General features: G+C 56.5%; 26 protein-coding genes. 18 read left to right on the top strand and 8 right to left on the bottom strand.

Annotated elements, in window-relative coordinates; translation table 11 throughout:
* The first annotated feature begins 77 nt into the window (after positions 1-77).
* Together L1P08_RS00330 and L1P08_RS00325 are read left to right on the top strand one after the other, a co-directional pair.
* Positions 78-1,307, top strand: a complete 1,230-nt coding sequence (locus L1P08_RS00330; protein ID WP_303618029.1) for an aminotransferase class V-fold PLP-dependent enzyme — start codon at positions 78-80, stop codon at positions 1,305-1,307.
* A 4-nt stretch (positions 1,308-1,311) separates the two neighbouring features.
* The gene (locus tag L1P08_RS00325) at positions 1,312-2,208 is read left to right on the top strand and encodes a DMT family transporter (protein WP_303618028.1); all 897 of its coding nucleotides are present in this window, start codon (positions 1,312-1,314) and stop codon (positions 2,206-2,208) included.
* A 28-nt stretch (positions 2,209-2,236) separates the two neighbouring features.
* Here L1P08_RS00325 and L1P08_RS00320 read toward each other — a convergent pair whose 3' ends face one another.
* The gene (locus L1P08_RS00320) at positions 2,237-2,650 is read right to left on the bottom strand and encodes a DUF2147 domain-containing protein (RefSeq protein ID WP_303618027.1); all 414 of its coding nucleotides are present in this window, start codon (positions 2,648-2,650) and stop codon (positions 2,237-2,239) included.
* A gap of 419 nt (positions 2,651-3,069) precedes the next feature.
* On the opposite strand from L1P08_RS00320, the gene L1P08_RS00315 reads away from it, so the two are divergent.
* The 4 genes from L1P08_RS00315 to L1P08_RS00300 all read left to right on the top strand — a co-directional run bounded on the left by L1P08_RS00315 (position 3,070) and on the right by L1P08_RS00300 (position 5,756).
* Positions 3,070-3,717 (top strand): thymidine kinase, encoded by a 648-nt coding sequence (locus L1P08_RS00315; RefSeq protein WP_303618026.1) that lies wholly within the window; start codon positions 3,070-3,072, stop codon positions 3,715-3,717.
* Positions 3,714-4,094, top strand: a complete 381-nt coding sequence (locus tag L1P08_RS00310) for an acyl-CoA thioesterase (protein WP_303618025.1) — start codon at positions 3,714-3,716, stop codon at positions 4,092-4,094. The genes L1P08_RS00315 and L1P08_RS00310 overlap by 4 nt, the downstream gene beginning before the upstream one ends.
* A gap of 83 nt (positions 4,095-4,177) precedes the next feature.
* A complete protein-coding gene (locus L1P08_RS00305; RefSeq protein WP_303618024.1) occupies positions 4,178-4,831 on the top strand; it encodes an SH3 domain-containing protein in 654 nt (217 codons plus the stop codon).
* Between the two features lie 283 nt (positions 4,832-5,114).
* Positions 5,115-5,756, top strand: a complete 642-nt coding sequence (locus tag L1P08_RS00300) for an SH3 domain-containing protein (RefSeq protein ID WP_303618023.1) — start codon at positions 5,115-5,117, stop codon at positions 5,754-5,756.
* Between the two features lie 41 nt (positions 5,757-5,797).
* Here the strand turns inward: L1P08_RS00300 and L1P08_RS00295 are convergent, their stop codons facing one another.
* Complete coding sequence (locus tag L1P08_RS00295; protein ID WP_303618022.1) at positions 5,798-6,352, bottom strand: thioredoxin family protein; 555 nt, start codon at positions 6,350-6,352, stop codon at positions 5,798-5,800.
* Positions 6,353-6,563: 211 nt separating this feature from the next.
* Here L1P08_RS00295 and L1P08_RS00290 point away from each other — a divergent pair, with 211 nt between their 5' ends.
* Together L1P08_RS00290 and L1P08_RS00285 are read left to right on the top strand one after the other, a co-directional pair.
* Positions 6,564-7,148 carry an SH3 domain-containing protein gene (locus tag L1P08_RS00290; protein ID WP_303618021.1) on the top strand — a complete coding sequence of 195 codons (585 nt, stop codon included), beginning with the start codon at positions 6,564-6,566 and terminating at the stop codon, positions 7,146-7,148.
* A 150-nt stretch (positions 7,149-7,298) separates the two neighbouring features.
* Positions 7,299-7,715: an SH3 domain-containing protein gene (locus L1P08_RS00285; RefSeq protein ID WP_303618020.1), complete on the top strand. Its 417-nt coding sequence runs from the start codon at positions 7,299-7,301 to the stop codon at positions 7,713-7,715.
* Positions 7,716-7,752: 37 nt separating this feature from the next.
* Here the strand turns inward: L1P08_RS00285 and L1P08_RS00280 are convergent, their stop codons facing one another.
* The gene (locus L1P08_RS00280) at positions 7,753-8,118 is read right to left on the bottom strand and encodes a winged helix-turn-helix transcriptional regulator (protein WP_303618019.1); all 366 of its coding nucleotides are present in this window, start codon (positions 8,116-8,118) and stop codon (positions 7,753-7,755) included.
* A 119-nt stretch (positions 8,119-8,237) separates the two neighbouring features.
* Here L1P08_RS00280 and L1P08_RS00275 point away from each other — a divergent pair, with 119 nt between their 5' ends.
* The 3 genes from L1P08_RS00275 (at position 8,238) to L1P08_RS00265 (ending at position 10,560) form a co-directional block, all read left to right on the top strand.
* A complete protein-coding gene (locus L1P08_RS00275; RefSeq protein WP_303618018.1) occupies positions 8,238-8,798 on the top strand; it encodes a hemerythrin domain-containing protein in 561 nt (186 codons plus the stop codon).
* 151 nt (positions 8,799-8,949) lie between these two features.
* On the top strand, positions 8,950-10,143 hold the full coding sequence (gene dcm, locus L1P08_RS00270; RefSeq protein ID WP_303618017.1) for a DNA (cytosine-5-)-methyltransferase: 1,194 nt from the start codon (positions 8,950-8,952) through the stop codon (positions 10,141-10,143).
* 9 nt (positions 10,144-10,152) lie between these two features.
* Positions 10,153-10,560 (top strand): very short patch repair endonuclease, encoded by a 408-nt coding sequence (locus L1P08_RS00265; protein WP_303619603.1) that lies wholly within the window; start codon positions 10,153-10,155, stop codon positions 10,558-10,560.
* Here the strand turns inward: L1P08_RS00265 and L1P08_RS00260 are convergent.
* Positions 10,541-11,425, bottom strand: a complete 885-nt coding sequence (locus L1P08_RS00260) for a hypothetical protein (RefSeq protein ID WP_303618016.1) — start codon at positions 11,423-11,425, stop codon at positions 10,541-10,543. The two genes, L1P08_RS00265 and L1P08_RS00260, sit on opposite strands and share 20 nt — an antisense overlap.
* Positions 11,426-11,638: 213 nt before the next feature.
* Between L1P08_RS00260 and uvrB the strand changes: the two genes are divergently transcribed.
* The 6 genes from uvrB to L1P08_RS00230 all read left to right on the top strand — a co-directional run bounded on the left by uvrB (position 11,639) and on the right by L1P08_RS00230 (position 20,518).
* Positions 11,639-14,158 (top strand): excinuclease ABC subunit UvrB, encoded by a 2,520-nt coding sequence (gene uvrB / locus L1P08_RS00255; RefSeq protein ID WP_303618015.1) that lies wholly within the window; start codon positions 11,639-11,641, stop codon positions 14,156-14,158.
* Positions 14,159-14,782: 624 nt separating this feature from the next.
* Positions 14,783-17,137, top strand: coding sequence for an SIR2 family protein (locus L1P08_RS00250; RefSeq protein WP_303618014.1), 2,355 nt, complete (start codon positions 14,783-14,785; stop codon positions 17,135-17,137).
* Positions 17,138-17,324: 187 nt separating this feature from the next.
* Complete coding sequence (locus tag L1P08_RS00245) at positions 17,325-17,780, top strand: hypothetical protein (protein ID WP_303618013.1); 456 nt, start codon at positions 17,325-17,327, stop codon at positions 17,778-17,780.
* A 1,444-nt stretch (positions 17,781-19,224) separates the two neighbouring features.
* On the top strand, positions 19,225-19,656 hold the full coding sequence (locus L1P08_RS00240; protein ID WP_303618012.1) for a hypothetical protein: 432 nt from the start codon (positions 19,225-19,227) through the stop codon (positions 19,654-19,656).
* A gap of 62 nt (positions 19,657-19,718) precedes the next feature.
* On the top strand, positions 19,719-19,928 hold the full coding sequence (locus L1P08_RS00235) for a hypothetical protein (protein WP_303618011.1): 210 nt from the start codon (positions 19,719-19,721) through the stop codon (positions 19,926-19,928).
* A gap of 5 nt (positions 19,929-19,933) precedes the next feature.
* Positions 19,934-20,518 carry a uracil-DNA glycosylase family protein gene (locus L1P08_RS00230; RefSeq protein WP_303618010.1) on the top strand — a complete coding sequence of 195 codons (585 nt, stop codon included), beginning with the start codon at positions 19,934-19,936 and terminating at the stop codon, positions 20,516-20,518.
* Here L1P08_RS00230 and L1P08_RS00225 read toward each other — a convergent pair.
* From L1P08_RS00225 to L1P08_RS00215, 3 genes are all read right to left on the bottom strand, one after another.
* Complete coding sequence (locus L1P08_RS00225; protein ID WP_303618009.1) at positions 20,515-20,697, bottom strand: hypothetical protein; 183 nt, start codon at positions 20,695-20,697, stop codon at positions 20,515-20,517. The two genes, L1P08_RS00230 and L1P08_RS00225, sit on opposite strands and share 4 nt — an antisense overlap.
* A gap of 93 nt (positions 20,698-20,790) precedes the next feature.
* Positions 20,791-21,726, bottom strand: coding sequence for a DMT family transporter (locus L1P08_RS00220; protein WP_303618008.1), 936 nt, complete (start codon positions 21,724-21,726; stop codon positions 20,791-20,793).
* Positions 21,727-21,801: 75 nt separating this feature from the next.
* Positions 21,802-22,098: a hypothetical protein gene (locus L1P08_RS00215; RefSeq protein ID WP_303618007.1), complete on the bottom strand. Its 297-nt coding sequence runs from the start codon at positions 22,096-22,098 to the stop codon at positions 21,802-21,804.
* A gap of 255 nt (positions 22,099-22,353) precedes the next feature.
* Between L1P08_RS00215 and L1P08_RS00210 the strand changes: the two genes are divergently transcribed.
* Positions 22,354-23,325 carry a DUF1176 domain-containing protein gene (locus L1P08_RS00210; RefSeq protein ID WP_303618006.1) on the top strand — a complete coding sequence of 324 codons (972 nt, stop codon included), beginning with the start codon at positions 22,354-22,356 and terminating at the stop codon, positions 23,323-23,325.
* A gap of 24 nt (positions 23,326-23,349) precedes the next feature.
* On the opposite strand, the gene L1P08_RS00205 is transcribed toward L1P08_RS00210, so the two are convergent.
* A complete protein-coding gene (locus L1P08_RS00205) occupies positions 23,350-23,955 on the bottom strand; it encodes a hypothetical protein (RefSeq protein WP_303618005.1) in 606 nt (201 codons plus the stop codon).
* Between the last annotated feature and the right edge of the window lie 51 nt (positions 23,956-24,006).

Genomic DNA, 24,006 nt, shown 5'->3' with positions numbered 1-24,006 from the left:
TTCCCGTAGATTCCGGGTGTTGCGGCCAATGGCTCAACCGGCTACCAATCGGTTTCACTCAAACGCCGATGGTGTCCATGTCACTGCCTCTTGATCCCGCCCGTATTCGCGCCCTTTTCCCCGCTTTCGCCGAGCCATCCCTCAAGGGACAGGCCTTTTTCGAGAATGCGGGAGGGTCTTATACCAGCACCCATGTTCTGGACCGGCTCGACACCTATTACCGCGCCAACAAACTGCAGCCCTATGGGGCCTATCCGGCGTCCATTACAGCGGGCAAAGCCATGGATTTGGCTTTTGAGCGGATCGGCGCGGCCATGGGCCTTGCTGCCGACTGGATTCACTTCGGCCCCTCCACCTCCGCCAACACCTATATTCTGGGCCACACCTTCGCCCAGTTCCTGAAACCGGGCGATGCAGTCATCGTCACCAATCAGGATCACGAAGCCAATTCCGGTGCATGGCGGCGTCTTGAGAAAATGGGTGCGGAAATCCGCGAGTGGCAAGTCGATCCGCAAACCGGTCATCTGGATCTTGCAAAGCTCGACGCCCTGCTCGACGAAAAAGTCAAACTCGTCGCTTTCCCGCATTGCTCCAATATTGTCGGCGAAATCAATCCCGCCACCGAAATTTGCGCCCGTGCCAAAGCGGTCGGCGCCATTTCCATCGTCGATGGCGTCTCCTACGCTCCGCATGGTCTGCCCGATGTCGCCGCCATGGGTGCCGATATCTACATGTTCTCCGCCTACAAGGTTTATGGCCCCCATCAGGGCATCATGGCCATCCGGCCGGAACTGGCCGCCAGCCTCCCCAATCAGGGCCATTTCTTCAACGACAGCAAACCGCGTTACCGCCTCACCCCCGCCGGCCCCGACCATGCCCAGATCGCGGCATCCGCTGGCGTCGCTGACTATCTCGAAGCGGTGGCAGAAATCGCCGGCGGCAATGTTGAAGGCCAAAACCCGTTCCGCCGGGCCCATAATGCCATGCGCGCCCAGGAAACCATTCTGATGGCGCCCCTGCTCGACTGGCTGCAAAATTCCAACCGCGTGCGCCTGATCGGTCCCGCCAACGCCGCCGACCGCGCCCCCACCATCGGCATTGCGCTCAACGAGCCCGGCCTTGCCGTCGCCCAGCGCCTTGCCAATCACGGCATCATGGCCGGCGGTGGCCATTTCTATGCATGGCGGCTGCTCGAAGGTCTTGGCATCAACCCCGATCAGGGTGTTTTGCGCCTGTCATTCGTCCATTATACAACGCCTGCGGAAATCACTGCGCTGATCACCGCCCTCGATACCGAATTAGGCTGACACCATGCTCAACCGCACCACTGCCACTTTTCTGCTTGTCTTGGCGACCATGTTCTGGGGCTTCGCCTTTGTCGCCCAGAAAAACGCCATGGCTTTCATGGAACCGCTCACATTCATCGGTGCTCGCTATCTGCTGGGCGGTCTCGCCATCCTGCCGCTCGCGTTGCGCGAATATCAGCGCGCCAAAAACAAGTTCACGCCGCGCCAATGGGCGCTCCTGGCATTTTTGAGCGCCAACTTCTTTCTCGGCTCTTATCTGCAGCAAAAGGGCTTGCTGGTCACAACCGTCACCAATGGCGGCTTCCTCACCGGCTTTTATGTGTTCTTCGTGCCCATCATCCTGCTGCTGGTGTTCCGGGTCCGGCCCCATATCATCGTCTGGATTTGTGCGCCCCTCGCCCTTGCAGGCATCTATCTGCTCAATGGCGCAACCCTCGACCAGGTCAATTCCGGCGACGTGCTGATCATCGTCAGTGCCGTTTTCTGGGCCTTGCATGTGCTGCTTTTGGGCTTCATGTCTCGGGAAACCGGCATGCCGATCTTCATTTCCTGCCTGTCATTCCTCGCCGCAGGCCTGATGGCGGAAGCAGGTTCTTTCGCTCTCGAGACCCCGACGCTGGAAGCTCTCTCCGCCGGCTGGATTGAAATCGCCTATGCCGGCATTTTCTCCACCGCCATCGCCTTCACGCTGCAGGCGGTCGGCCAGTTGCACGTTCCGCCCGCCAATGCGGCCATTATTCTCTCAGGTGAAGCGCTGTTCGCCGCGCTCGGCGCTGCCGTGATCCTGGGCGAACGTCTCGTGCCCATCGGCTATCTCGGTGCCGCGCTGATTTTCGCCGCCATCGTCATGGTCGAAACCATCCCCGCGATGATGCGCCGCAACGATCCCGTCACCCCATAAGGGGCGACGGGCCGATCGGGGCAAAAATTCACAGACTGCCGATCCGGGTAACGGTCTTGCGTTCGCAAAGAATGATCAGGGCACAGCCACGCACCTGCATCCGGTCCGGTGCCAGCCGCTGCACGCTACCGCGCACGCTCACCCCGTAAAGATTGATCGTGCCGCGCCACTCGCGATCATTGTAGCGATTAGCGCCCTCCACCACGAACGTATTCAGATATTGCTTGTTGCGGTCATTGACCACATCGGGCCGGATCCAGATCAGCTTGGCGCATAACTGCGTGCCGTCACCGCAAAGCGCCACCTCATAACGGCTCTCGCCATCCGTGGCTTCCCACAGGCCGGTAGGGTCAAAGGGCGCGGCATAAGCCGGGGTCAGGCAAGCGGCCAGCCCCATCAATATCGCCAGTCCACCACTCAAAATCCGCTTTGAAACATGCATTTTGTCACTCCTCGCGCCGCCGCCGCGACTTTAAAAAATTTGATGTCCGCACTATGGCAGCGCCAAAATGAACCGTGCCTGAATACCCCGCTCAGATAGCAAAATCCCGTTGATATCCCGCATGCAAATGCCGGGATAAGCCCAAAACCGTCATGCGAATGTCATCCCCACCCCCTAGTTTCTCCCATGTACCGGGCTTCCCCAAAGTCCGTCCGCCCGAACCTGGCCATCAGGTTCTGCGGGAGATGGGCCCCAACACCCATGATCCCGTGCAGGCCGATCCCCAATCGGCATTTCCTTGCGGTCGCCCATATTGGCGGCCGTTTTTTTGTCGTTAGCTGTGAATCCAGCCACTTTTGGGCTGTGCCCCGGCCCCGCATGCGCAACAAAGGATATTCGCATCGCCAAAGACCGGACATATGGCCAAACTCTATTTCTCCTACGCCGCAATGAATGCCGGCAAATCAACCATTCTGCTGCAGGCCTCGCACAATTATCACGAGCGCGGCATGCGCACCCTGCTCTACACATCCTCGCTGTATGCCGAAATGGACAAACGCTCCATCACCTCGCGCATCGGCATATCCGCCGCCGCCGAGCTCTATAGCCGCGATGATGATCTGTTTGAGCAGATTTCGATCCATGTCGAGAATGGCCCTCTGCACTGCATTTTCGTTGACGAGGCCCAGTTCCTCACCCGCGATCAGGTCTGGCAGCTCGCCCGCGTGGCCGACCGGCTGAAACTGCCGGTCATGTGCTATGGCCTGCGCACCGATTTTCAGGGCAAACTGTTCGAGGGCTCTGCCGAACTGCTCGCCATCGCCGATGTGTTGCGGGAGGTCCGCACCATTTGCGAATGCGGCGCGAAAGCCACCATGGTCATCCGCATGGACGAGCGCGGCAATGTCCTCACCGATGGCGATCAGGTTGCCATTGGCCGCGATGTCTATGTTTCCCTTTGCCGCCGGCACTGGGAGGAACATACCGGCCGTTGGCCGAGCGCCGGGGCAGACAGTCCTAAATTCGCCTTTTCTGAAGATGACGACGATGAGGAGCACGACGCATGAGCGAGACCGAACCGAGCGGCACATTGACCATCCGCACCCTGGCCATGCCCGCCGACACCAATCCGGCAGGCGACATTTTCGGCGGCTGGGTGATGAGCCAGATGGATATTGCCGGAGCCATCGCCGCGGTCGAGCGCGCCAGCGGCCGTGTCGCCACAGTCGCTGTGGAAGCCATGACCTTCATCGCCCCGGTCAAGGTCGGCGACATTTTGTGCATCTACACAACCATCACCCGCGTCGGCAACACCTCGATTTCCATCTATATGGAGGCCTGGGCCCGCCGCAATCGCCTCGACGACCGGGTCAAGGTCACCGATGGCACATTCATCTATGTTGCCCTTGATGACGAAGGGCACAAACGCCAGATCGACCCCTGACCCCCAAATTCCGGGAACCAAAAGCCGCGACGCGCGTTTAACTCCGCAAGGGAATAATCCAAAACCCGTTGAGGAGAACCAACATGTTCGCACGCGCCTTATTCATGGCCGCAGCACTGGCGGTCGCCGGCCTACCCATGGCCGCAGCCAGCGCCGCAGAGGCAACAGCCACCACCGCAGTCAATGTCCGGTCCGGCCCCAGCACGTCATACCGGGTTGTCGGTGTGCTGGAACGGGGCGAGCGGGTTCAGGTCGACCGCTGCACCGATAACTGGTGCGAAATCAGCCGGCGCGGTGCCGACGGCTGGGTGTCCTCCCGCTATCTCTCCATCGCAGACCGCACCCCAAGCCGCCCCCCACGTGGCGAACCAACCCCCGATATCGGCTTTTGCATCGATACGCCCGAATTCTCGTTCGGCATCAACTGCGATGACGAGGATGCACGTCCCGGTCGCCCAGATCGCCCAGACCGCCCCGACCGCACAGCCCAGGTCTGTTTTTATGAACACACCAATTTCCGTGGCCGTTCCTTCTGTGCCCGTCCCGGCGAGTCGGATCGCAGCCTCTCGCGCAGCTGGAACGACACAATTTCCTCGATCAGCGTCCGCGGCAATGCCCGCGCCACCGTTTGCGAGGATTTCAACTTCCGCGGCCGTTGCGCCACGGTCACAAGCGATGTCCGCCGCATCGGCCCGCGCAACAACGACAGCATTTCGTCCTACCGCGTGCGTCGATAGTCAGTCTGCCGGGATCAAAACCTCCCTTTCCGGCTGACACCATACGACAAGCGGAAAAATTAGAGACCGCGAATTCATAAAAAGAATACCCGTCTCTATTCCATTATTACTTGCAAGCCGGGGCCAAAACCCCGGCTTTTTTTGCGCGAAACTTGCAAAAACCACCCATTGGATAGGAAAAAGGTAACTTGTTGCAGCATAGATGATGAGCAATATCCGGTTTTCATACTGCCTGTTAAATATTCGAATACATTGAAACAGCAACATTTTGAGGAGCCCGTAAATGTTTGCTCGTGCCTTGCTCGCAATAGCGACCGTCGTCGCCCTTATTGCCCTGCCCGTCAGCGCCGCGCTCGCGGCCCCCGCAACCGCCACCACCGCCGTCAATGTCCGCTCCGGCCCCGGCTCGTCCGATCCCGTCGTCGGCAGTCTCGCCGCTGGCGAACGGGTCGAAATGGGCCGCTGCACCGGTGGCTGGTGCCAGATCACCCGTCGCGGCACAAATGGCTGGGTTTATTCTAAATACCTCGCTGTCGGCGGTGGCGGCTCGCGCCCAGCCCCCAGCCCCCAGCCCGATGTCGGTTTCTGCATCAGTGCCGGCGACATCTCATTCGGGGTCAATTGCACACCGCCGCCAACTGCCGGCCGCCCCGGTTTTCCAAGCCCATGGGATCGCGTCTGCTTCTACGAGCATGAAAATTTCCGTGGCCGCTCTTTCTGCGCCCGCCCCGGCGAACAGAATGCCTATCTCTCAAGCAGCTGGCGGCGGACAATTTCCTCCATCCAGATCTCGGGCAATGCCAAAGCCGTCGTTTGCGATCACGTCAACTTCAACGGCTGGTGCGCCACGGTCACCAGTGACGTGCGCCGCGTCGCACCCCATCACAACGACACCATCGCCTCCTATCGTGTCAGCCGTCGCTGACCCCGATCAGGCGCGATTGTCATAAGCAAAAAAGCCGGGGATCAGTCCCCGGTTTTCCATTTTATACCGCAGCCGACAGATGGAACCTGTTCTTCCGGCCCCTTGCCGGTCTGCGCAATCAGTCGCATCGCCTCAACCAGTTCCTTGCGCGCGCCCATGGGCGGCGCTTCGGTTCGCCCTTCGTCCAGCCGCCCGCGATACTGGATTTCACCCTTGGCATTCAGCCCGAAAAAATCAGGCGTGCACACAGCGCCATAAGCCCGCGCAACTTCCTGACTTTCGTCATGCAAATAGGGAAAATCAAAGCCATGCCGTTCGGCAAACCGCTTCATGTTGTCGAATGAATCTTCCGGGTGTGACACGGCATCATTCGCACAGATCGCGGCAAAACCAATATCAAGCCGCGCCAAGGCCCGCGCAGCATCCGCCAAACGATCCGCAATCGCTTTCACGTAAGGGCAGTGATTGCAGATGAACACCACAACCGTGCCCCGCTCCCCCGACACATCCCCCAGCGAATAATATTGGTTATTTGTTGCCTCCAGCACAAAGTCAGGGGCAACAATTCCAAGCTCCACCGGTGATGCAACGGCCATGGGCGTTCTCCTTGATTGGTGTGTTCGCAAAAGAATATCACCGGCAATACGGCTGCCGAAGGGCAAAAACCGGCATAATCGCCGTCATGGTGAATTGACGCGGCACAACAAGCCTGCCCTCAGCGCTCGCCCTTGTCACAAAAACTGTGCAATATTGCAGCCAATATTGTTCCTGTGCGTTGTCTTTCCTGATCGAAAGGACCCATTGCCCATGTCTTCGAAAATATCTGTCACCATTATTGCGAGATCGGTCGCTGCGGCCCTCGCCTGCATTCTCCTGCTTACGGGCGGGGCTCTTGCAGGTGCCACCAAGGCGCAGGTCAAGGACACGCTCACCCTGCGCACAGGCCCCGGCATGCGCTACGACCAGACCAGCACCCTGCCCGTCGGCGCCGCGTTGGATGTGCAGCGCTGCATGGCGCTTTGGTGCCTTGTCACCCATAAAAGCCAACAGGGTTGGGCCGCCCGCGATCATTTGAGTTTCGGCAAATATCCACGCGGCTTCATGTCCGGCCCCAAAATGGCGCATGTGCTGCGCGGCAGCGGCAAGGTCTGCTTTTTCACCGGCACCAAATTCACCGGTGCCAGCATCTGCTCAACCACCGGCACGGTCATGCCCGATCTGGCCCTTTACGGCTATGACAACGCATTCCAGTCGGTCAAAATCGAAGGCGAAGTCTCCGTTCACGCCTGCCGCGACTTCTATTTCGGCTCCTGGTGCGAAACGATTGCCGCCGACCAGCCGGTGCTCAACCGTTATCTGCGCCGGGGCCTTTCCTCCTATCGCGTTTGGTAAACCATCCGTTCAGCCGCGGTTCATGAAGCAAAGGTTAACTTTTGTTCACATGAGCCAGAGGACAACCCGATTGGCATTTGAAACGAAACCGGCACACACCGGTACCGACGGAGAGATGCCGTTGGGTCTAATCCAGAAAGGGATGGTAAAATGAACATCAAAAAACTCTCCGCAACATTGGCTGCTGCCTGTGCAGGCGTCGTTTTCCTGACGGGCATGGCCATGGCAATGCCGGCCCAGGCCACCAATTCACTCAATGTCCGCTCGGGCCCCGATCGCAGCTACCGCGTGGTCGACGTGTTGCACCCCGGCGAACGGGTCAATGTGGAAGATTGCAACCGCAATGGCTGGTGCTTCATCACCCATCGGGGGCGCGATGGCTGGGTTTCCTCACGCTATCTCACCAATACCCGCGGCTACCATCGCGATACCTATCGCGCCAAACCGCGCCATTACCGCGATGATTACCGGCCGCGTCGCCGCTCCAACGGCTCCAGCTTCAATTTCTCGTTCAGCATTCATGGCGATGATTGCTATCGCAGCCACGGCCGCATCGTCTGCCGCTAAGCGGATTTGAATAGCCCATGCAGGAACAACCCGGCACTCATGTGCCGGGTTTTTTGCGGCTGGGAGCCGGGCATTTGTCCCCCAGATTTTCCGATGCCCATTTGCCCAGTTCAAACAATGCAGGCGACAGCGCCATGCCCGCCGGGGTCAGCGCATAAACAATCCGCACCGGCTTGCCATCCGCCACATGCCGTTCAACCAGCCCCACACTGGCCAGTTCCGTCAGCCGCCGCGACAGCATCGATTCCGAAATCCCCGCTGCCGCCCGGCACAATTCGGCAAATCCCGCCGGACCATTCACCAGCGTGCCAATAATCACCCCGTTCCACCGCTTGCCCAGAAATTCGAACGCCTGCGAGAGCGCCTTGTCACAGGTCGATGGCGTATGATCGGCTGGCACCACGAGAAAGACTCCGGGATATATTGACTACCAAAAAAGAAGCTACTACTAAAACACTAGTTTAAATGCGCAATGCAGGCAAGTCTCCTGCCCGGCCCGGCGCGTCTCAAAAAGGCATCACGATGATCGACGATATCAAATTTCTCGACGACAGCACCCGCCCCGCGCCGGCCCGCTTCGACAATCTCACCATTGCCCAGCGCGCGCCCGGCCGCCATCTTGCAATGATTCACAACCATTTCCGCCAGAACATGGAAATGCTGCGCGACATGATCCGCCAGGCCGCCGCCGGCGAAGTAACGCCCGAAGAACTGCAAAAACAGGCCGAAGCCATGCCCATGTGGCAGAACTACCGCCAGTTCGGCGCGCTGTGCGGTCAGCATTGCCAGATCATCAACACCCATCACTCCATCGAGGATCAGTCCATCTTCCCGCTGCTGCGCGAACGCAGCGACGTGATGCGCAAGATCGTCGACCGGCTCGAGGCAGAACACGTCATCGTCCACGAACTCCTCGTCCGCCTCGTCGCAGCCCTCAACGACCTCGTCCGCACCCCCGGCCCCTCAGCCTTTGCCGCCGTAAAAGAACTCTACGAAACCCTGGACCGCATCCTCCTCTCCCATTTCGGCTACGAAGAAGAATCCATAGGCGACGCGCTGGGCGTTTATGAGGTGATGGTTTAGACGAAGGGGGGGCGGTCGTGATGCAGGGATCTGCCTGAAAACAGATCAACGCTCACTATTCGGGGGAATGAGAACAAAACATAAACGAATTTGGTTTACAGGAGGGAACGATTCAGACATTTTGTCCAGATGATTCCCGCCGGAGGCCAGCATGACCAAATTCCAGTTACTCAGAGAACAGGCGGGAATGTCTGTCGCCGAAGCGGCTAAATACCTTGGATTAAGCGAAAAAACCATCCGCAGATATGATTCCGGCGAGTCCAGTCCGCGCCCGGGTGACATTCTCGCGCTTGAAACCGAGGGGGTGGTCACACAACCGGTCAAAAAAGCTGCGCAGACCGCCGACTTCAGTTTCATTGACCTGTTTGCCGGGATTGGTGGACTACGTCGCGGATTTGAATCCATAGGCGGTCGTTGCGTGTTTACCAGCGAATGGGACAAGTACGCTCGCGAAACCTATAGTGCAAACTATCGCGACAACCGGGAACCCGCTGGCGACGTGCGCGAGTTCAGCGAAACTCCAGGCTTGATACCCGAACATGATGTGCTTCTTGCAGGATTTCCTTGCCAGCCGTTTTCCATAGCGGGCGTCTCAAAAAAGAACTCTCTGGGTCGCCCACATGGTTTTCTTTGTGACACACAAGGCACCCTTTTCTACGACACTGCAGAAATTATCAGGCATCATCAACCGAAGGCATTTTTGCTCGAGAACGTCAAAAACCTCGAGCGGCACGATGGCGGCAAAACATTCGCAACAATCCTGAATGTTCTGCAGAACGAACTGGGCTATCAAGTCCAGCACCGGGTGATCAATGCCGCAAGTTGGGTCCCGCAAAAGCGGGAGCGCATCTTTATCGCGGGGTTCAGGCAAGACACTGACTTCGATTTTTCCTCAATGTTCGTGCCGCCCATCGCGTCGGGGCCGAAGATGCGCGACATTCTTGAGCCAGAAGTCGACGAGAAATATACCCTGAGTGACCACCTTTGGCAGTACCTGCGTACCTACAAGGAAAAACACGAAGCGAAGGGAAACGGGTTCGGATTCGGTTTGGTCGGTCCTGATGACGTCGCCAGAACACTTTCGGCGCGCTACCACAAGGATGGGTCAGAGATCCTCGTTGAGCAAAAGGGGAAAAATCCCCGGCGGCTGACCCCACGTGAATGTGCAAGGCTGATGGGCTTCGAAAAGCCGGGCGAATACAATTTCCGCATTCCAGTCTCCGACACCCAGGCTTATCGGCAGTTCGGAAACTCGGTTGTTGTTCCCGTTGTCGAAGCAGTCGCCCGTCACATGGCACCGCATATTGCCGAGACGCTGGCTGCGCCGTTGGGGAAAGTTGCCTGATTGGCTGATGTGGTAGACAAGGCCACGCGAAGCCGGATGATGTCTGGCATCCGCGGCAAGAATACCAGGCCGGAAATGATCGTAAGACAGGGCCTGCACCGACTTGGCTTCAGGTTTCGCCTGCATGACAAGAGACTGCCGGGCAAACCCGACCTGGTGCTGCCCAAATATCACGCAGTAATTTTTGTGAATGGATGCTTTTGGCACGGGCATGACTGTCATCTGTTTAGGTGGCCGACGACGCGAGAAAATTTTTGGCGGACAAAAATTGAAAAAACCGTAGCGAGAGATAATCGCAACAAAAAAGAGTTAAAAAGATTTGGGTTCAAAGTACTCGTCGTTTGGGAGTGCGAACTTCGAAATAACTACGAGGAAAGCCTCATCAGCTTGGCGGGCCTTATATCGGAAAAGGATTAATATCGCCCGTTTCCACAAATGCAATCATATCATCTACAAATTGACCGAGACGTCGATAAAACCGGTCTTGCTTCACAGTAAGCTGCACCTTTGCCGCCTCTTCAACTAAGTCATAAGTTTCTTCCGGCAAGTATATTGCGGCAGCGTGAGACGCTAAAAGAGTTTGCGTTCTTTTCGCGTTAAATTCATGCGGCTGTTGAAAAAAGCCGATTCCAACTTTTGGAGACGGAATGTCTGTCAGCCCTCTAAGCAGACGCTCCCTCGCGTGGTAACTCTTGATCTCAACGAAAAGATTTTTCTTATGCCCAGCAGACTGGCTAACAATAATGTCCCCATTACTTTCGCTGCCAGACCTCTGGAAACTCTCAGGTTTCAAGGCTGAATTACGCATGGCTTGAAGAATGAGTTCCTCATTCAACCTCCCCACCGTGCTCACCGCTCCGTTTCCAGACTGAGCCAAGTGGTCAAGAAACTCGTCATTGATAGCCTCAACAAATTTAGAAAAGGGCAGCGACAGAACACCTTCTTGAATATCTGCATGAAAGATTTCTGAAAGCGCGCGCTCCATCTCAGGTTTTGTAATTCCCTCAATGATTTTTTTCGACACGCGGTTGGCGCGCATCAAGTTATTGGATTCAATTTTGCCTATTTCCTTTTCAACTGCCGCGACGATAATGTGAGATTTAGGAATAAAACCCGACACCTGCGTAATAACGCTAGGATCGTTCTCAAGAATTGTGTTCAGATGCTTTTTTACCGTATTGGCTGAGACCTGCGCCGCCGCAACCAACTCCGTAAAATGATAACTGGATTTCGAATCCAGCAAAAGCTCAAGCTGTTGAAATGCTTTTGATTTAGGTGCCACTTTCGATACCTCCTGCCCATCTGCTTCGGAAATTTGGCACCTTACACACAAAATTGCCGAATTTTGCTAATTCATACATAAAGACAATTTGAACATCCGTCCCATCCCCAAAATTTCCACCTGCCAACCTCCTGACAAGTTCTGACACAATGCCTATCTAGTATTGCATCAGGCCGCGCTTGCGAGTGGCGGCGAAACGGGCACAATGGGTTCATGGCTTCAAACGACAAGAAATCACCGCCAAAGGGCCGTCCCGGCAAGGCGGAATTTTCCATCGACGATTTTCTCGGCGAGATCGAAAAGCATGAGGACGCCGAGGCGGCCAAGCGCTTGCCGCAGGAACGCCTGCGCAACAAGCGCCGGCTCGACCGCGAGGCGCAGGAAAACCGCGCCGCCGAAATCGCTGCTGCCAACCCCAAGACCGAATTCGAAAAGCGCCGCACCACCAAGACATCCAATCCCGACACCGTCACCGGCATGTCGAAGCGCGCGCCGAAATCCAAGGCCAATTCGGTTGAGCGCCCCACCAATCTCGATGGCTTTGCCGAAGCCCCCCAGGCCGGGCTGACCGGCGCGCCCACCAATCCCGATGGCTCCGGCGTCACCGCCACCGTGCAGGCGCTGCAAAACCTGATCGAGCATGGCCGCAAGGAAGTGGAAGGCACCTCAGCCTGGGTGCCCCATCGGCCCGCGCGCCCGGAAAAGCTCGAAGGCGGCGCCAGTTTCAAGCTCGCCACCGATTACACCCCCGCCGGCGACCAGCCCACCGCCATTGCCGACCTGCTGGAGGGCATCAATAATGGCGAGACCGATCAGGTGCTCCTGGGCGTCACCGGCTCGGGCAAAACCTTCACCGTCGCCCAGCTGATCGCCCAGACCCAGCGCCCGGCCCTGATCCTTGCGCCCAACAAAACCCTCGCCGCCCAGCTCTATGGCGAGTTCAAGCAGTTCTTCCCCGACAATGCGGTGGAATATTTCGTTTCCTATTACGATTACTATCAGCCCGAGGCCTATGTGCCGCGCACCGATACCTATATCGAAAAGGAATCCACCATTAACGAGCAGATCGACCGGATGCGCCACTCGGCCACCCGCGCCCTGCTCGAACGCGATGACTGTATCATCGTCGCCTCGGTTTCCTGCATTTACGGCATCGGCTCGGTGGAAACCTACACCGCCATGGTCTTTGATCTTCTCGTCAACCAGCAGATCGACCAGCGCCAGCTCCTCGCCGATCTGGTCGCGCTGCAATACAAGCGCAACGAGGCCAGCTTTGTGCGCGGCACGTTCCGCGTGCGCGGCGATACCGTCGAAATCTTCCCCGCGCACCTTGATTCAGCCGCCTGGCGCGTCACCTTTTTCGGCAATGAAATCGAGTCCATCGCCGAATTCGATCCCCTGACCGGCAAGAAGCACGCCGACCTGAAACAGGTCCGCATCTACGCCAATTCGCATTATGTCACCCCGCGCCCCACCCTCATTCAGGCGATGAAATCCATCAAGGCCGAGTTGAAAGTCCGCCTTGAAGAGCTCAACGCCGCCGGCCGTTTCCTCGAAGCGCAGCGCATCGAACAGCGCACACGTTTCGATCTGGAAATGATGGAAGCCACCGGCTCCTGCGCCGGCATTGAAAATTATTCGCGCTATCTCACCGGCCGCAATCCCGGCGAGCCGCCCCCGACCCTTTTCGAATATCTCCCCGACGATGCCCTCGTTTTCGTCGATGAATCCCACGTCACAATCGGCCAGCTGGGCGCCATGTATCGCGGCGATTTCCGCCGCAAGGCCACCCTTGCCGAATACGGCTTCCGCCTGCCCTCCTGCATGGATAACCGGCCCCTGCGCTTTGAGGAATGGAACGCCATGCGGCCGCAATCGGTCTATGTCTCGGCCACCCCCGGATCGTGGGAAATGGAACAGACCGGCGGCGTCTTTGCCGAACAGGTCATCCGCCCCACCGGCCTCACCGATCCCCCGGTCGAAATCCGCCCCGCCACCTCCCAGGTCGATGATGTCATCGATGCGGTGCGCGAGACCACGGCCAAGGGCTACCGCACGCTCCTCACCACCCTCACCAAGAAAATGGCCGAGGATCTGACCGAATATATGCACGAACAGGGCATCCGCGTGCGCTACATGCATGCCGATGTCGACACGATCGAGCGCATCGAAATCATCCGCGACCTGCGCCTGGGCGCGTTCGACGTGCTGATCGGCATCAACCTGTTGCGCGAGGGTCTCGACATTCCCGAATGCGCGCTTGTGGCCATTCTCGATGCGGACAAGGAGGGCTTTTTGCGTTCCGAAACCTCGCTGATCCAGACCATTGGCCGCGCGGCGCGCAATGTCGACGGGCGGGTCATTCTTTATGCCGACCGGATCACCGGCTCGATGGAACGCGCCATCGGCGAAACCGACCGCCGCCGCGAAAAGCAGGTGGCCTATAATCTGGAACACGGCATCACGCCGCAATCGATCCGCTCGAACATTCACGACATTGTGGATTCTGTTTACGAGCGCGACCGGGTGACCATTTCGACGGGCATCAAGGGCCGCGACGGCAAGGATTTCCAGCCCGGCGCCAACCTCGCCGCCACCATCAAATCGCTGGAAAACGACATGCGCGAAGCAGCGACAAATCTGGAATTCGAGAAGGCGGCAAGGCTGCGCGACGAAATCAAACGCCTCCGCGAAATGGAACTGGACACATTGGACTCGCATCTCGGCGAATAAGCAAACTTCTCACCGCCCGGCGCAGGCACAAGGACACAAATTTGTCGTCTATCACAGTATCAACGCCGACATCATCAGCATAAGGTAAAAAACAGAACCATTTCCCGCTTCCACAAAACACGATCTGGCGACAGGTTGGAAGTACAGCTCGAAACTAAACTCAACTAATGCAAAGCTAGATCCATTACCGCGTCATGCGCGGCGGCATCGCCAACTAATTCATCAATACTTGCCGGAAAAGGCCTATGCCCTGACCATTCGCAGCAGTCGCAGCGTTAAAATTGTCCTGAGGCCATCATACAAGCTCGAATAATATGCCGATGTATCCTCTAGTCGTTGTTAAATAATACTTGGCGGTCATCAGTCCGCTAGACAGAAAAACCAGATCTAATCACACCGCGCCAGCATACGCACAAATATTACCCCCTCCATATGCTAGCACATATTCGATATTATCTAATATCGATCCCAGACACCCCAGTTTGAACTAAAAATACCCTACGCTGGGTCGCACTTTGGCCTGCTCCAGTTTAAAATTGTTGCTGGCGAACTGCCGTTCGGCCTGATAGCAGTGTTAGATTAGCATACTATGTGTTTGGCTCGACGGATAAGAAAGGCAAGGTTATGCAACTGACTGAAGCCCTTAAGCTAATAAGAAATTCTCGAAAGCCCATCCTATTCGTTGGTTCAGGTTTCGCAAATCAAGCACTAAATCTCGACGGTGAATTTACGCCCTCATCTAAACAACTCGTCAAAAGAATATTGAGCCAAATTCCGCTTGAAGGGGAAAGCGACACACCACTGAGTTTTGCTATCGACCAACTACGGGAAGCAGCCAAACCAATTGATGCATACCAGTTTATCTCGCGTCAGCTAACCGTAGCCGATGCAACCCTAGAACAGTTAAGAATCCTATCCCTACCCTGGCATCGCATTTACACTACCAATATCGACAACATAGGGACTGTATTTTCAAAGCGACGTTGTCTAGATGCGGCCACAGATACCTCTGCCGCCAACTCAGGTGATTATATCTATCTGCACGGCTGCCTCGCAAATTGCCAGTCAAATAACTACTATCAACGAGTCAAGATGGGCGAACAGCTTTATTTGGCCGGATCACATTCAAATTCACCATACCATAATTTACTTCATCAAGATTTGCATGAAAGTGATTGTGTCATTGTGATTGGATATTCTATGGGAGATCCGGATTTAGTGCACCTATTCTACAATTCAACTGACCTCATAAATAAGTGCTTTGTGTTCAGTGGGGACACCTCAGCACTCGATAATCATCGAATTAGTTTAATCGGGACTGACACAAAACAAACATCCACAGCGTTTCTTGCTGCTCACGATGCCACACCAATCGATACAACCCCCACATTTTCTTCACAGATCGAAGTGGATTACGGGGGGTACGACATTAAGACGGTGTCGCAAATTTCGCGGCAAAACTTGCTCATTTATGGTCGGTTTGATCGAAATATTGCTCGCACGAGCTGGGCAGACGTAGAAAAACCAATATACGCTATTGCGCGCGGCATCGGGAGACGGATCGCACAAGCCAAAAGCGCCAGTACCATCATAATCCATTCCCATCTCGGAAACGGAAAAACGCTGATACTAGAATACGCACGTCATCTAGTGGCCAACGCAAACCGCCCTGTATTTACCATTGAACCATCAGTAGACGAAGATTCTTTGAGTGCATTACTTCAAGAAATACCTGTGGGTTCATTTGTATTTTTTGAGGGCGACATATTCTTAGCAAGTAGAGTTCAGGAAATAATTGCAAGTCGAGCGCTAATTTTTTGCTGCACCTCACGAACCACAACAATGCGGGTGGCTGCGTCTAATATATATAATAATAAAAAAACCACGATTGACGTATTTGATTGCAATCGACTGAACGACGACGAGCTTGTTGAGTTTCATACTCTCATCAGCTCGATGGGATTTTGGCCGCCCAGTCTTTCAGACCTTTCAGAAGGGCGCCGTCTTGATATATTAAAGACGAGATACGAGGGCAGCACATGCGCTATAGTTTTATCCATATTCGAAAATGAGGATATTCGGAATCAAATAGAACAGCAGTGGTCATCTTACTTGCCAAATTTACGGCCGTATCTAGACCATTTCGTTGTTGGGTCATATATGAATATGATCGACGTGGACGCTCCACCATACTTGATAAAGGAGTTTCAGTCATCTGATTACAGGGAGATTTCTGAGGCTGCCAATGATATAGTATCAGTAAGTTCATATGGCGTTATTACATTTTCAAATGCGATAATTGGCGAGTTCGTATTTCAAAATTTAGTAGATAAAGAAATAATAATTGGCGCCATAGTTAGATTTGCAAATTTTATTGACAATCATTATGCGCAACGTCGTTACCAACGAATTGCAAATCGTCTATTACGTTTTTGGAACTTAAGCAGAATTTTGAATTCAACTAAGTTGCCCGAAATGGTGTTTGACCGAGCGAGCTATATACCAAGCCTAGCAGGCGACCCGCTGTTTTGGGTGCAATATTCTATTTCAAAGATGGAAAATGGAGAATTCTTGCCTGCTAAACGATTCGTAGATACGGCATATGCAAAAGCTAAGGACAGGGGCCAAGGGTTTGATACTTATCAAATTGATACTCATGCCGCGCGTTTGACGATCCGCAAATTAATGGACAGCGGTGTTTATGAAGGTTTTGCAGCAGATCTTAATCGGTCTGTCATCGCTTTACGTAACGTCGCTGAAAGACGATCAGACGATCTTTATCACGTGTCGGCAGTTGTAACGTCTATACTTAACTCTGAAATACCTTACGCTTTTGAAATGAGTGAGCGAGAATATTCTACATTTAGAAAAAACATTATTGCCATAGGCGACCAAATTGACGCTCTCACAAAAAGGGACTTTTCTTTTGCCCCTGAACGTCAGGCTGCCGAGCTGATCGATAAACTGCGAACTCACTAGCAATAGATTTGCGTGTGCAACCTCAGACTGAGAGCTCGGCCCGCGTATCTATCGCGAAACTCTCTATATCGTCCCCTTCGAGGGCCTACCCCGTATAGGTAAATCACCCCCACCAAAAGAAACTTATCCACCCCCACCGCACACACCCCATAATCCCCTGTTCACCCCCAGCGAACAGGAGCCGCCCATGCGCACCAAACCCGAAGCCGATCCCGACCAGGATGCCAAAACCTTTCGCGCGCTCAAGCCGCGGCTGGCGGCGCTGAGTGCGGCGCTGGCCAAAACCGGGCGGGCGCTGGCGCTGCACCCCGCGCCGCGCTCCACCCTGATCATGCTGGCCAAACTGCTGGCCGAAATCCGCCGCCTGCTGCCCCTCCGCGTGCGCAACGTCCTGCCCCGGCTCCCCCGCGCCGGCACGCCCACCTATGCCGAACTGGCGCTGATCGCCGCCGAGGCGGAGGCGGTGCTGGCGGTCTGGGCCACGGCCAATGGCCATGGCGACACCCCCTCCAGCGCCGAAGCGCGCCGCCGGAGCAACGAGACGCACCTGATGCTGGCCAAACAGGTCGAAAATCTCGGCGCCGAAGAATTCGCCCGCCGCCTGCGCCAAACCGTCGCCGCGCGTCAGGCGCAAGACATGTAAGCGCACCATGCCGCACCGCCAACGCGGTGCACTGGATTCCGGTTTTCACGGGAATGACGCCGTGGGTGCGGCAAGCACTGAACCCTTCATCCCCCCAGATCGTCACCCTCGGGCCTGACCCGAGGGCCCATGACCCACCACCAGCAAATACAAAAGGACGGAACGCCCACCCGTGGTCGCTGCACCACCGCATGGGTACTCGGGTCAAGCCCGAGTATGACGATCGGAGATAGGACAACAAATGGCCCCTCCCTCTTCCTTCTCCCTCGGGCTTGACCCGAGGGTCCATACGATACCGGCCACATCGCATGGATGCCCGGATCAAGTCCGGGTAAAAAGGGGTGAAGGGCCAGATCTCGCCCAAACCCAATCACAAATCCCTCGACGTCATTGCGAGCGGCCAAGCCGCGCGGCAATCCAGAGCGGGATGCACATAACCCGGCGACCTTCCTCTCCCTCCCCCTTGTGGGGAGGGATTAAGGGTGGGGGTTGGCCCAAAGGGCCAAACAAAGACTCTGCGATCTCTCCGCAAACACCGCGCTTGTCGCTCCACCCCACCCGACCCGGCTTTGCCGGGCCACCCTCGCCATCAAGGGGAGGGAAAACCACCTCAATTCCACAAAACTTATCGACGCCCCCCAAACCCCGTTTATCCTCATCCCACCTTTTCACAACACCGGCGCCGGCGCGACGAACGTCCGGGGTGGAAGGGGACCAGGTTCCTTGGGGGTCGCCTCAGGGAAGGCCAAAACTGTGCCGCGACCAGCCTGCCCCCGTTGGCAGGTGTACCGGGGAAACCCGGCGGGGATGGGCCCCAGCGCTAGTAAGAGTACAGGCCACGCCAAAAATCCCGGTTGCATGAGACGGTGTATGTCTCATTTGTTTATTACTCAGACGGGCCATGCACCGTCTCATGCCGCTGTTTATGGACACCGTGGGGTCTTTGGGCCTGACGGGGGCTTTGGGGTGGGTGGAATTTAAGGGGTGACCCAAAAAAATCTTTCACCACCCCCATCGTCATCCCCGCGCAGGCGGGGATCCGGTGCACCGCGTCGGCGGTGCTAGGGATGCCTTTCGCGGGCAGGACTGCCCGCTGCTGGATTCCCGCCTGCGCGGGAATGACGTGGAGATTTAGGCGAAGGAACAAGGACAACAAATGGCACCTCTCTCTCTTCCTTCTCCCTCGGGCTTGACCCGAGGGGCCATGCGATACCAACCACACCGCATGGATGCCCGGATCAAGTCCGGGCAAAAAGGGGTGAAGGGCTAGATCTCGCCCAAACCCTCATCCTGAGCTTGTCGAAGGGCGAGGGGTTCCACACCGCACCCGCCCATCCTTCGACAAGCTCAGGATGAGGATCGTGCCCACCGCCCCAAACCTCGCCGCCAACCAGAAAATCGCCTATACTGGCTAAAGGCCCCATGCCGGGGCGGGAGAACGGATATGTTCGAGAAACCCTCCTTGATGCTGCGCATCGCTGTCGGCAAATCGGTTGGCTTCATCTTCGGCCTCATCGCCTTTTTCGCGCTGCCGATGATGGGCGAGCCCGATCTCATGTTCCGCCTCGGGATTGCGCTATGGCTCATCATCACCGGCGCCATGATCGGGCTGATGGGCGTTGTCACCTATCATCCGCTCCTGCATATGCCGCTGCCCTGGTGGGTGCGCGGCCCGCTGATCGGCATGTCCACCATGCTCACCCTGTGGCTGGTCGCCCATGAGCGGATTGATGCCATCGTCATCAACATGTTCGGGCCGGATACCATTCTCTCCAGCGGCGCCTGGATCATCGCTGACGGTCTGGTCATCGGCCTCGTCATGGCCTGGCTCGCCACCCTGCTGGCCGGCGAAGGGCGCGAAACGGCGGGCCGCTGACAAAAGGGGATCGAATTGCAACCCGAATGCCCCTAACCTCACGCCAAACCGGAGGCCGCTCCATGTTCCTCGCCCGCTGGGCCTATGCCGCGCTGATGACCGGCAGCCTGCTCCTCGCCATCGGCATATTGCCGCTCTACGTGCTGGGCACTCTGCTCAACGCCGCCACGCCGCCGCTGGTGCATTTGCTGTTTTTGCTGTTGTCGCCGCTCGGCGCGATGATTTTCGCACTCGGCCTCATCTTGTGGATCATCACCCTGTTCACCAGATAACAGCCATGCCCCTCGCCCCGCTCTTAGCCGAAATCAGCGCCTGCACCCATTGCGCGGCCCATTTGCCCCGCGGGCCACACCCCGTGGTGCGGGCCGGCTCTGCCGCAAAACTGCTGATCATCGGCCAGGCTCCGGGCACAAGGGTGCACGAAACCGGCATTCCCTGGAATGATCGCTCCGGTGAACGCCTGCGCGACTGGCTGCAGATTTCGCCAGAGATATTTTATGATGAAAACAAGATCGCCATCATGCCGATGGGCTTTTGCTATCCCGGTGTCCTGCCCCGTGGCGGCGACCTGCCGCCCCGCCCCGAATGCGCCCCGCTCTGGCATGAAAAACTGCTGGCCGAACTGCCACAGATCGAACTGACCCTGCTGATCGGCCAATATGCCCAAAAGCACTATCTGGGCAAAGCCCGCGGCAAAACCCTGACAGAAACCGTTTCAGGTTTCCAAACGCATCTGAAAAGCAATTATCTGCCGCTGCCCCATCCCAGCTGGCGCACCACCGGCTGGCAGCGCAAAAACCCCTGGTTTGACAGCGACCTGTTGCCCGAGCTCAGGCGGCGCACCGCAAAACTGCTGGTCTAGTTCAGCGGTTTCAGCGCGCTGGCATCGGTGGAGAACAAATGCTCAGGGCATTTCTCCAGCACCTGACGCATCGCCACACTACGGCGCAGATTTTTGGTTTGGGCCCGCAGATTTTCCGGGTTTGAAGCAGGTGCTTGCATGGCAAAAACAGTCACGATCGGTTCGGGTTGAACATCCATCGCAAAGCCTCCAGAAATGTGCCAATTCTGTGGCCATTCTGTCCGCTTGCGCCTGAACCGGGTTGAAATTCCCGGTTCATTTGCCATTCACCCCTATTCCTTGCCCGCCGGCGTCACTTCCGGGTCAGCAACAAACACTTTGCGCTGCCGCTCCCGCGCCCAGATCACCAGCCCCGCCCCAACAATAATCGTCGCCCCGATAAACGAGATGAAATCGATCATGTGGCCAAATACCACAATCGAGAGCACAATCGCCCAAGGCAGTGCCAGATAGTTGAAGGGCTGCAAAACGCTGGCCGGCGCATAGCGCAGGGCGATCATCATCAATGTGTGCGCTGTCACCGTGGTCACCATCACCACCGCCGCCATCAGCACCCCGTCCCAGCCCATGGGCTGCCAGAAAAACACACCCACAACACTGGTCAGCACCAGGCCGATCACACCGACATAAACCATGCTTGTTGCCGTCGAATCCACCTGTGCCACCTTGCGTGTGCAAACGATATAACAGCCATAAAACACCATCGCCGTTATGGCGAAATAGACGCCTTCATCAATCGCCAGCCCGCCAGGCCGCAAAATCACCAGCACACCGACAAATCCTACAAGAATCGCGCTGATGCGGAATACACCCACCCGTTCCCCCAAAACCGGTATCGCGATCAATGTTACCAACAGCGGATAGATCATCGAGATCGATTGCAATTCCGCCAGCGGCACAGTGCGGATGGCCATGGCAAAGCACCAGATATCGGCTACCAATAACAGCCCGCGCGCAATTTGCCATTTCGGCAGGGCCGATTTGAACGCCTGGCGCAACGGCGCCTGCCGCATCACCAGCAAAAGCGACAACAGCCCGAACGCCCAATAGCGCATCATCGAAATCTGCATCGGCGACCAGGTCTGCACCAGAATTTTGGCAACCGCATCCTGCACACCAAAAATCAGGATAGCGCAGATAACCAGCATGATTCCGCGCGGCGTATTGTCCGCCCCGCTCACCCCCTGGCCAGCCACCGCATTCGTCATCATCGCCTCACAAATCGTAAAAAATCCCCGGGCCTGTGCAAGGTCCGGGGCATACCGTCCAGCTATAGCAGAGGCTTAGCTTTTCATAGCCTTGTTTTTAATCAAGCCCACAATGGCGGTCAAAACGCCGCCGCCAACCAGTCCGGTCACGCCCTGCCCCACCAGCGCGCCTGCATCCATGCCGCCACCGGCCAGCATGCCCGAAAGCGCCGGGATCAGGCTTGCAATCCATGTGCCGCCAACGCCACCCACGGCACCGGCAATCGTGTTGCCAACCGTGCCCATGCTCATGTTCTTGGCACCCTGGCCCAACGCATTGCCGCCAATGGCACCCGTAACCAGTTGAATAATGATCGGAAGTAAGGCTTCCATTTGTATTCCCCCTCAGGTCCTTTGAGAAAAGCAAAACGCTCCCCCCTCGCCTCACCACCATATCGCCAAAAAAAATCAAGCAAAAGAACAGATTCGAACAAGCAAATAATCCTGTGGATCAAACCGGCATTATCTCGTAACAAATATTTGGACCAACCGATTTTAACGACAGAATAACGGGACCTGCACATGCGCTACCTGTTTGCTTTTTTATTATATTTCGCAAATTCCCCAGCATTCGCCGCAGAACAGGATGTGCAGCGCGCTCAATTCCGGGATTGGCAGGCTAATTGTGATCGCTACAGCAATTGCGCCGCCAGCATCGCGGTCGACATGGATATGGCAGACCATCTGGTCCCTGACTATCGACTGACGGTTTCCCGCTCTGCCTACGAAACCTACTGGAACATCGCCTTTGCCGCCTTCATTCCGGCCCCGGCCCCTGATGCCGATATGGTTTTTGCCATCGGTGATACAAAAATCACCTTCGATACCGACACCGATATTGCCGCCTTTGGCGCGCTCAATGAGTATTATCCGCTCGGGGAAAAAGCCCAGTCCCTCTTCGATAAAATGGTCCCCGGCAGCACACTCACCATCAGCTACAGCGACAAGGCAGGAACCATCCGTCGCGCCACATTCTCACTGTCCGGCCTCGCTGCAGCCCTTTTGTGGATCGACGAACAGCAAGCCCGCCTGGGTTCAGAACGTGTCGCCTTTGACCCGCCCTCCGGCAAAACCCGTGTTACCCACCGCGATCCAGCCTTGCTGTCTGAAGCACTATTGGCGCGTCACGCGGCCAGCGCAAATTGCGAGCCGCTCGATGAATTGGTCAATGCTGACGATCTTCAGTCCTACCGTCTCGATGCCAGCAACACGCTCCACATGGTCCCGTGCTGGTCCGGCGCCTACAATTTTAGTTATGCCATCTATATCGAGAGCCCCTATGGGGTCGAACAAGCCTATTTTGCCAGCTACAGCGACGTCACAGGCTGGCGTGGAACCGCCGCACTGGTCAACGCATGGTTCGATCCGGAAGACAACACGCTGGGCGAATTTGCCAAAGGCCGGGGCCTGGGCGACTGCGGCACCTCGGGACTGTGGCAATGGCAGGAATGGGGTTTTAAACTGCTCGAATACCGCGCCCAGTCCGAATGCGAGGGCGAGCCGGGCCCCTTCCCACTGGTCTATCAGGCACCGGGATATAACCCGCCAGACGACAACTGACTGTCAGACCCGCCCATTTGTGCGCTAGAAGATCATCCGGGCCAGATAACGCATTAAAAACGGCGCTGTCGCCAATACCACCGCCAATACCCGCACCGGCCACTGCCGAAACCGCAACACAAGGTAAAGCGCCAGCGCTGCGTCCAGCACCATTTCAAACATCCCAACAATATCGCCGTAATGCGCGGACTGATAATAGGAAACGGGTGAATGAAAGCGCCGGTCCGTCAGCGGCCAGAAATGCACATGTGCATCGTCAGTATGAACCGGAAAGTCGAACAACACATGTAGCAGTGCCGCCGCACCGAAAATCAGCAGGCCAAGCCCCACATCCTTGTGTTTCGGTACAAATCTGAACAGCACAAAGCCCGTCAACGCCACCAGCGCCCAAAGCGGCATGGAATTGGAAATGGCTGAAAATGTCTGCCATGGTTCCTGCCAATACATGCCGTCAGGCTTGCGCCACATATTCACATCGCCTGCGCTTTGCAGACGCACCACCGCCACCATCAGAAAAACCGAGGCATCGGGGAAAAACCCGCCCAGCCACCCCAGCGCAATGTGCCAGGGTCGGAAATGCGGCCGGGTCGTTGCAGCAGCCCCGATCAGAATATGGGTTGTGGTAATCATTTGTGCTCTCCGGCGCGTCAATCTAACGCCATTACAACAACAGGCAACAGT

Source organism: Mariluticola halotolerans, from assembly GCF_021611515.1.
GTDB lineage: Bacteria > Pseudomonadota > Alphaproteobacteria > Rhizobiales > Devosiaceae > Mariluticola > Mariluticola halotolerans.
The sequence above is the reverse complement of the archived record's forward strand: the minus strand, read 5'-3'. Positions and strand labels throughout refer to the sequence as shown.